Here is an 8,149-nt window from a genome sequence, read left to right as displayed (position 1 = left end):
TTCTATATAAAGAAACATAGTATTTATGCGAGTTGTAGAGTTCTGCAACGAGCTAATTAACAAACAATTAAGGGGGATTATATGATGAGAATATTTAAGAAAGTGATACCAATTTTGATATTGGCTTTAACTTTAATTACATTAGCACCACAAGTGAATTATGCAGCAAAGGATATACCAAGGTCTCTTTCAATTACCTTTAATCAAAGCAAATAGGACAAGTTTATAAAATGAGTTTTAAGGGATGATAATGTGATAAATATTGAAGAAAAAGAAAATGTGAAATTTAAATGTATATCCACAAAAAAAGATATAAGAGGTAAAAATTTAATAGATGAAATTAATTCATTTAATGAAACATTAAAAAAACAAAACATAATTAATGAATATAAGATATTTACTGTTATTAACAGTATAAAGTTAATTGGTTTTGATCAAATAATGAAAGCGGAGATATTAGCAATTTTTGATAGAGGTACAGATGATATAAGATTTGAGCCAGTAGATAACTATAAAGTTTCTAATAAGAATTTTGACAAAATATTATTTGCAGAATATAAAGGTAATCCTCATGGTATTCAAATGTTTCATCAAAGAATACAAAAAGAAATTGAAAAAAAGAAATATAATTTGATTAGTCCACCATATAATATATTTAATGATCCAAATAATTTTACTAATGGAAATAATAAAGAGTTTAATATAGAAATGTTTTTTGAAATAGAATAATTAGGTAGTGGGGTATAGAATGTTTAAGAAAAAATATATTAGTATAAAACAACATGATATTCAAGATTGTGGAGCAGCATGCCTTGCTACTGTTTCAAAAACATATGGTTTAAATATACCTATATCAAAAATTAGGGAAATAGCAGGCACTGATATGATGGGAACTAATGCTTATGGTATGGTAAAAGCAGCTGAGAATTTAGGGTTTACTGCAAAAGCTGTAAGAGGAACTCCAGAATCACTATATACGGAATTTCCACTACCGGCAATAGCTCATGTTGTAATTGATAACAAACTATTACATTATATAGTAATACACAAAATAGATGAAAAGAAAAAGCAAATCACAGTAGCAGATCCTGCAAAGGGTATAGAGATTTTAACTGAAGAAGAATTTAATAAGATGTGGTCTGGTGTATTAATTATCTTAGTGCCTACAAAAAGCTTTGAAAAAGGAGATAAAAATCAAGGGGTATTAAGAAGATTTTTTGAACTATTAAAACCACAAAAGAAATTATTGCTAAATGTATTTCTAGCATCATTAATATATACAATACTTGGGATAGTAGCTTCGTTTTATTTTAAATTTTTAATGGATGATATTTTACCTAATAATTTAAGAGGTACATTAAATGTAATTTCAATAGCATTCCTCTTATTATATATATTTCAAACAATATTGAATACTTTTCGCTCACATCTTTTACTGTATTTATCACAAAGGCTAGATATACCACTAATATTAGGTTATTATAAACATGTTTTACAACTTCCTATGAATTTCTTTAGCACTAGAAAAGTAGGAGAAATAATCTCTAGGTTTATGGATGCTTCAAAAATAAGAGATGCTATCAGTGGAGCTACCCTTACAATAATGATTGATACAGGAATGGTTTTTGCTGGAGGTATAGTACTATTTATTCAAAGTAGATTATTATTTGGAATATCACTCGTTATAGGATTTTTATATGCAATAATTGCCTGGTCTTTTAATAAATCATATAAAAAAAATCAACAAGATATTATGGAAGAAAATTCTCAAGTTACTTCTTATTTAGTAGAATCATTGCAAGGAATAGAGACTGTAAAGAGCTTTAATGCAGAAGATAAAAGTGATTTAGAAACAGAAAAGAGATTCGTTAAGCTATTAAAGACAGCTTTTCATGGTGGAGTGTTACAAAACATTCAAGGAAATCTAAAAGGTATTATACAATCAGTAGGAGGTTTAGTAATATTATGGGTAGGAGCTATACAAGTAATGGATGGTAATTTGACTATAGGACAATTATTAACATTTAATGCTTTATTAGCATATTTTCTTACTCCAATAAGGAATTTAATAGATTTACAATTATCTATGCAGACAGCAATAGTTTCAGCAGAAAGATTAGCAGAAATTTTAGATTTAGAAATAGAAAAAGATGAAAAAGAACATAAAAAAATATCACCATCAAAGTTATCAGGAGAAATAAAGTTTAATAATATAGACTTTAAATATGGAACTAGAGAGTTAGTATTAAAAGATATAAATTTAGATGTTAAAAAAGGTGAAAGAATTGCTTTAGTAGGAGAAAGTGGTTCTGGAAAAACCACCCTAGCTAAATTGATTTTAAATTTTTATAAATCAGAAAAAGGTGAAATTCTTTTAGATGATTATAATATTCAAGATATTAATAGAGATATCTTAAGGCAAAGAATAGGCTACATACCTCAAAACATATTTTTATTTAGTGGGACAGTTGAGGAAAATTTAAGACTAGGTAATGAAACAGCTTCGATGGAAGAAATAATTGAGATATGTAAGATTACTACAGTACATGATTTTATAAACGAAATGCCATTAAGATACAATACTACTTTAGATGAAAATGGTTCAAACTTAAGTGGGGGGCAAAGACAAAGGCTAGCATTAGCTAGAGCTTTAATCAAAAAGCCAGATATTTTGATAATGGATGAAGCAACTTCAAATTTAGATTCTACAACAGAAAAATCCATTGAAAATCTTATTAAAGATAATTTTGAAGATATGACAATGATAATAATAGCACATAGATTAAGTACAATCAGATCATGCGATAGAATATATGTCATGGATCAAGGCTTCATAATAGAAGAAGGCAATCATGAAGAATTATTAAAAGAAAAAGGAAAGTATTATGAGCTCTGGGAAAGTCAATTTCCTGAAAAGATGTTGTCTCCTGGGATTTCTTAAAGTTATATACGACATAATACATTGTTCATTAACATTATTTAAGAATTTCAGTTGATATAAAAAAACAACAAAAGAAAGGGGGTAAAAAAATGACTAGTGTAATTTATGATGAAACTATGTTTCAAGCATTATCTCAAGATGAAATGGTGAATGTTGATGGTGGTATATCAGTATATGCTCTATCAGGAATGGCTTTAGGTAGTGTATTAGGTGCTGCTTTTGCTGCTAGTTTTGGTTTAGTAGGCTTTCCATTAGTATTTGCAATTTATTCTGCTGGATTAAGTGGAGCTGTTTGGGGTATACCAGCAGGAGTTGTAGCAGAAGCATTATATGGACCGGGAGTATAAGAATAGGAGGCATTTATGGAAATTAATAGCAATTATTTTATTGAATTAGAATCTAAAGAATTATATTCAACTAATGGTGGAACCTTAACTGAGGCTATGATATGGGGATATGCTATGGCTGGTAGTTATGACACTCTTTATTTTCTATGTGTAGTCATGTTAGGTATAAATCCCGTTGGTTTAACTGTAGGGATTATGGCAAGTCTTTTAGTGGCAGCTTTACATTAATTTGCAGAAATCATTGTATATTTATATACAATGATTTCTCTAAGAAAGGAGATAAATATGAATAGAATTTGGGAGGCAAGAAATACAATTAAATATGGAATTTTTGCAATTTTTACTTCAGTGAGTTTTCTCGTTATACTATCTGGTGGGATAGAATCACAAATTAATATTTATACTATAATTGGAACTCTAATAATATTTCTATTACAATTGCAAAGATTTCTAAAAATAATAAGGTTATCAATAAGTGATGATAAGATAATAGAAAAGCAAGATACAATATTTTTTACTATTGGTTCTGGCTTAATGGTGATATATTTAATTCTTACAAGATCTATGGTAGGAGTATACATGGTAATACATGTAGGCTTATTTATTTTATATATGATTTATTTTTCTAAGAATATTAAATTAGGTTTAATATTGTTTGTTATGAGTTTAATTCCATTTGAGTTACTAATATTAACAAATGGTCTTAGAATAGTAGGAAATATAGTTATCTTAGCTTTTGAAATATTTTCAGTGATCAAAATAAAGAATTTGATCGAACTTAGGAAATTTAATAATTATGAATAAAAAAATTGTATTTATAATTATTTTCATTTTATCTGTGCTAAGTTTTGGTTCCATTATAAATTTGAGTTATAATAATTTAAATTTACTTAAATTCATAATACTAACTATTATAAGTTTTAATTTTATCTCTGTATTTAGTATTAATAAAATAAGATATATAAATTCTCATAAAGCTTATTTTAAAAAACATGAGAAAATATTGTTGTTAGTATTTCTCTTATTTACATTAATTTTTTACAATAATAATTTATTTAGATATTATGATTTGATTCTATCAATAGCTTTTTATATGCATTGTAGAATATTGATGAATAAAATTATAACTGAGCATATAAAAGGAAATAAAAGTTTTTTTCTAAATAAATCCTATCAAATATTAGGTGCGTTATCAGTTGGATTATATATAATAACTTTTATACTTATTTATAAATTTTTTATGGATAATAGGTTAAATATTTTATATTTTTATATAATTGGGCTATATTTAATTATAACTACTCCAGTTATAAATAAGGAAACTATTAATTTTAGTTTTGCAGTAGAGTTAAGCGATGATTTGAAGAATAAGAGATATATCAAAAAAGAGAATAAAAATGATGATATTAAATAATACTTTTAAAAATATTACAGATTAAAATATTTATTTTATTTAAATGAAAAGTTAAAGTAGGAGCGATATAATATGAAACACAACACAATAGATATAAAGGAACTTACTGATAGCAGAGAACTTTTGGAAAAAAAACCTCCAAAATTCATTTTAGGGTTTATATATATAGTAATTGCTTTGGTTTTTACATTAATTTTATGGTCTTATTTTGCTGAAAAAGAAGTAGTTGTAAAAGCTCAAGGTATAATACAATCAACAGATTCTAATATTGTGGAGTCAACTGTGAGTGGGGAAGCTATTAGAATAAATGTTGAAGAAGGAGATTATGTAAAAAAAGGTGATGAATTAATAGTAATTGAATCTAAAAATTTGAAATCTGAACATGAAGGTATTAAAGAAAGAATAAATATTATTAATGAAGATATTAAGTTACTTACTAAATATGAAAATAGTATAAATAGTAATTCTAATTTATTTTCAAAAAATGAAGAAAAAGAATACTATTATAAATATTTAAGTTTTAAAAATAAATTAAGCCAATCTAATAATACATCATCTCAAGAAAAAGTGAGAAAAGACGGTTTTCATTCGAGTATAAATGAATATAAAAATGAAATAAGCTCGTTAGAAGCTGATAAATCTAGTCAGAAAAAACAGATAGAATCATTAATATATAATAATAATCAAATTAAAGATACTAATAAAGAATTAAAAGATAAAATCAATAATATTTCATCAGATGAAGAAATATCCACTGAACAAAAAGATATCGAAATTGAAGGTCTGAAATCACAGGTAGTAAGTAATGAACAAAAAATACAGCAAAATAATATTGAAATTTCTGGTATAAAAGAATCTAAAAAGATAATAGATCAAAATATTAAAACTCAACAAACAAATATTAGAAGTGCAGAAGACTCAATAGAAATTTCTAATAAAACTTTAGATAATTATAGTATAGATAAAAACTCTTATAAAAATAATGAAATTATTCAAACTCAAACACAGATAAAGCAATTAAAAGAACAAGCTAAAGATTTTAACTCTCAATTAGAAAATATCAATCTTCAACTAGGAGATTATACTATAAAGGCAAAAAAAGATGGTCAGATACATTTTATTATGCCAATAAATGAGAATGATATATTGCAAGCAGGATCAGATATTCTGAAAATAAATTCATCAAATGATGATAATATGTTAGTTCAATTATATATCCCTTCTACTGATATAGCTAATATAAAAGAGGGTCAAAGTATAAAACTATATAGTCATTCACTTCCATATAGAGAATATGGTTTTATTAATAGTAAAATAAATAAATTAGATATAGATGCTAGAGTATCACAAGAAAATGGAAATAGTTTTTATGTTGCAGAATCTATAATAGATAACAAAGTATTAAAAAATGATAATGGAAAAAAATCCTATCTTAAAATGGGTATGCCAATGGAAGGTAAGGTTATAACTGACTCTAGAAGTTATCTACAGTTATTCTTAGAAAAGCTAGATTTATGGATAAAGGGCTAATTTATTATTTATTTCAGAAGCCTTATAGCTTTGAAGAATTAATTTTATAAGGGGCTGTTTCATAACTATTAAATTAGTTATGAAATGCCTCTTTTTTTATGTTCTAGTGAATAAGCATGCTTCATCACTCTTAATAAATATATATATTTTTTTATTAAGAGAATTTTAGACATACTAAATAAAACTTAAAATTTTTTAAGTTTTATTTAAATGATTATGTTATTAAGGCTATATCGCTTCTTTATATTTTATAAAGCCTAACTTATTAGATCTTATTTTATTACTTAATTTCTTTATATTTATTGCAATAGATAAAAGCTTCATCTCTGCAACAATCTTATCCATAGATTTATGCCTAAATCTCGAATAATTCATTCCAGTTTTTATATACGAAAATATGCCTTCGGCTTGGATTGAACGATTCATTCTTTCAATAATTCCTTCCTTTGTAGTTATATTTTCTTCAGATTTCTTTCTTAAATTTTCAAATCTCTCTGAAATATATATTCTTTTTAAACCAGAGTTATTTTTGTATTTAATACAATCATTAGAAGATGAACAATTTAAGCAATCTTTACATAGGTAAACTTTTGATTCACTTTTAAATCCATATTTATTTGTTCTACATACAATTTTTTCAAATTCAAGCTTTTTATCATTGTAGCAAAGGTAGTAATCGTGAGATTTATGGTAAGTCATATTTTCTTTTCGTGAAATATCTTTTTTATTTTTGCTCTTCTTTTTGATTTCATAATTTGAAGGTTTTATGAAAGCTTCTATTTGATTTTCTTTTAAGTAAAGATAGTTTTCCTCACTTTCATAACCTGAATCTGCTACAATCCTATCAATTTTTATATCATACCTTGTCAATATATTATCCATAAAGACTGGTAGAGTTCTCATGTCTGCTGGGTTACTGAAACCTTGTATGCCTACAACATAGTCACCATTTGTAGCGCATTGAATATTGTAAGCGGGCTTTAATTGACCATTTCTCATATGATCATCTTTTAATCTCATAAAAGTAGCATCATTATCCGTTTTAGAATAACTATTTCTTTCACTCATTATTTCCAAATGATTTTCATATTTTTCTAGCTTATCAATCCATTCACTAAAAAGTTCATACTTCCTTTGTTCATCAGATTTTCTTTTACCTTGACCATAAACAAAGGCTATATTTTGTGATTTACAAATATTTCTTATGCTGTTAAATTGGGCCATAACAATCTTTCTACAATCTTCACTAGATAAAACTTCTTCAAGATCAAAGTATTTACTGATCTTATCCAAAAGCCTTTCTTGGTATTTTAGAATAGATTTTTTCCAAACAAATGTGTATTTATTAGTATTTGCTTCTATTTTTGTACCATCAATGTATATACTTTTCAAATCAACTTCACCTTGTTCAATCAATAATTCTACTAATTGAGTTAAGATATCATTCATAAAAGGATAAATTAAATTTCTAAATCTATTGATAGTTACATAAGTTGGCGCTTTTCCATTATTTAAAAGCCATCTAAATCGAAGATCATATTTACAAGCATCTTCAATGTCTCTAGCTGAATATTTTCTATTTAAATATGCAAAAACTAATACTTTTAACATGGTTCTGGGTTCTACAATTGGCTTTCTACCCATATTCGAGTAGGCACTATTTAAAAAACCTAAATTCATCTCCTCAACAATATTGTGCACCAAGAAAACCTCATCATCCATATCGAAGTTATTAGCCAAATCAAAACTAAAAGATAGTTGCATTTTTTTGATTTTTGATTTAAAATTAACTTTAGTATGGTTTTTCATGGTAGATTAATTATACTAAAAAACAGGTCTTAGAGCTAGCGCTCTTCGACCTGCTTTTTTATTTAATAGGAAAGTTCTACTTTTTCTATTAAATAAAAAAATAGGTAT

Annotated in this window: 9 protein-coding genes; 8 read left to right on the top strand and 1 reads right to left on the bottom strand. The window is 25.8% G+C overall.

Annotation, left to right across the window (positions count from 1 at the left end; translation table 11 throughout):
- Positions 1-84: 84 nt before the first annotated feature.
- From ACTHUW_RS12040 to ACTHUW_RS12005, 8 genes are all read left to right on the top strand, one after another.
- Positions 85-216, top strand: a complete 132-nt coding sequence (locus ACTHUW_RS12040; protein ID WP_442213408.1) for a hypothetical protein — start codon at positions 85-87, stop codon at positions 214-216.
- Positions 217-252: 36 nt separating this feature from the next.
- Positions 253-729: a hypothetical protein gene (locus tag ACTHUW_RS12035; RefSeq protein ID WP_442213406.1), complete on the top strand. Its 477-nt coding sequence runs from the start codon at positions 253-255 to the stop codon at positions 727-729.
- A 19-nt stretch (positions 730-748) separates the two neighbouring features.
- Positions 749-2,941: a peptidase domain-containing ABC transporter gene (locus ACTHUW_RS12030; RefSeq protein ID WP_442213404.1), complete on the top strand. Its 2,193-nt coding sequence runs from the start codon at positions 749-751 to the stop codon at positions 2,939-2,941.
- An 89-nt stretch (positions 2,942-3,030) separates the two neighbouring features.
- The gene (locus tag ACTHUW_RS12025) at positions 3,031-3,288 is read left to right on the top strand and encodes a class IIb bacteriocin, lactobin A/cerein 7B family (protein ID WP_442198595.1); all 258 of its coding nucleotides are present in this window, start codon (positions 3,031-3,033) and stop codon (positions 3,286-3,288) included.
- A 15-nt stretch (positions 3,289-3,303) separates the two neighbouring features.
- Entirely contained in the window at positions 3,304-3,516 is a 213-nt protein-coding gene (locus tag ACTHUW_RS12020) for a hypothetical protein (RefSeq protein WP_442198596.1), read from the top strand.
- A gap of 57 nt (positions 3,517-3,573) precedes the next feature.
- The gene (locus ACTHUW_RS12015) at positions 3,574-4,092 is read left to right on the top strand and encodes a hypothetical protein (protein WP_442198597.1); all 519 of its coding nucleotides are present in this window, start codon (positions 3,574-3,576) and stop codon (positions 4,090-4,092) included.
- Positions 4,093-4,399: 307 nt separating this feature from the next.
- Positions 4,400-4,702: a hypothetical protein gene (locus ACTHUW_RS12010; protein WP_442198598.1), complete on the top strand. Its 303-nt coding sequence runs from the start codon at positions 4,400-4,402 to the stop codon at positions 4,700-4,702.
- Between the two features lie 72 nt (positions 4,703-4,774).
- Positions 4,775-6,232: an HlyD family efflux transporter periplasmic adaptor subunit gene (locus ACTHUW_RS12005; protein ID WP_442198599.1), complete on the top strand. Its 1,458-nt coding sequence runs from the start codon at positions 4,775-4,777 to the stop codon at positions 6,230-6,232.
- A gap of 228 nt (positions 6,233-6,460) precedes the next feature.
- On the opposite strand, the gene ACTHUW_RS12000 is transcribed toward ACTHUW_RS12005, so the two are convergent.
- Positions 6,461-7,996 carry an IS1182 family transposase gene (locus ACTHUW_RS12000; protein ID WP_442213410.1) on the bottom strand — a complete coding sequence of 512 codons (1,536 nt, stop codon included), beginning with the start codon at positions 7,994-7,996 and terminating at the stop codon, positions 6,461-6,463.
- Positions 7,997-8,149: the final 153 nt, after the last annotated feature.

Origin of the sequence: Senegalia sp. (in: firmicutes) (assembly GCF_052088025.1) — a bacterium.
Classification (GTDB): Bacteria; Bacillota; Clostridia; order Tissierellales; family SIT17; genus Anaeromonas.
This window is presented reverse-complemented; position numbering and strand designations above follow the sequence as displayed.